2 protein-coding genes are annotated in these 1013 nt (G+C 69.2%); both read right to left on the bottom strand.

Going from position 1 to position 1013, the window contains the following annotated elements:
* Window positions 1-462 (bottom strand): transposase (locus AB0M62_RS34895; protein WP_366078340.1); only part of this gene is annotated, 462 nt, incomplete at its 3' end.
* On the bottom strand, window positions 372-911 hold the full coding sequence (locus AB0M62_RS34900; RefSeq protein ID WP_366078341.1) for a winged helix-turn-helix domain-containing protein: 540 nt from the start codon (window positions 909-911) through the stop codon (window positions 372-374). The genes AB0M62_RS34895 and AB0M62_RS34900, both read right to left, overlap by 91 nt.
* Between the last annotated feature and the right edge of the window lie 102 nt (window positions 912-1013).

Below are 1013 nucleotides of genomic sequence, written 5' to 3' on the forward strand. Positions count from 1 at the left end.
GATGCCTTCCTGCGGGTTGATGTCCGGTGCGTAGGTGGGCAGCTGGAAGACGGTCAGCCAGTCGGAGTTGCGGTCGATGAACTCGCGCATCCCGCGGGTGAGATGCAGGCGGACGTTGTCCCACACCAGCACGATCGGACCGCCGAGCTGGATGTGAGCGCGGGCGAGGAGGCGGCAGAAGTCTCGCCATCCGAAGCCCTTGGGCTCGTCCTTGCGGCCCCGGTACTCCCGCAGGCCGTAGATCAGCCTGGACCTGGACCCCGGTTTGAAGCAGCACATGCCCACCATGGACAGACGACCGCTGCCTCGTCCACGGACCCGCACGACCGGGGTGCGGCCGACGCGGCCCCAGGTCCTCGCCCGCGGCGGCGTCATCGACTGCCCGGCCTCGTCCTCGAAGGCGATCCACGCACCCCGGGCCGCGGCCTCCCTTTTACCTGCGGCCAGACCTCCTTCTTCCATAACTCGACCGCATCATCGTCCCGCTCGATCGCCCGCCGGGCCGGCTGCTGCCACGACCAGCCGTGCCGCTTCAGCAGCAGCCACGTGCCCTCAACCGTGTACGAGACGTGAAACAGCCGCCCGATCAGCGTCTTGATCCTCGCCAGCGTCCACCGCTGATCCGGCCACCCGTGCGCGAGCGGACCGCGCTCCAACTCCCGCTCCAGCCGCTCCATCTGCCCCCGTCCCAGCCTCGGGCGCCCCGGCGAGCCCTTGGAGCGGACACCAGCCTCGCCCCGCTCACGCCACGACTTGCGCCACCGCTCCACCGATCGCTCCGACACCCGTAACACCGCGGCGATGTCCTTGTTCTTCTCCCCGCGCTCGAAGCGTTCCACGGCCTGAAGCCGAACCCGCTCCCGCACGACCCTCCCGGCGTCGGTCAGCCCGCCGCCCTGCGCGTATCTCACCCCGCCAGAGCTCTCTTGAAAATCACCTGCAGTGATACGCGTTGGCGCGGTTCATGCGGTCTGTTCGCGCGAGGCGATGGTGACGTCCATGCCGAGGGCAGC

The organism is Streptomyces sp. NPDC051219 (assembly GCF_040682335.1).
In the GTDB taxonomy this organism is placed as follows: Bacteria; Actinomycetota; Actinomycetes; order Streptomycetales; family Streptomycetaceae; genus Streptomyces.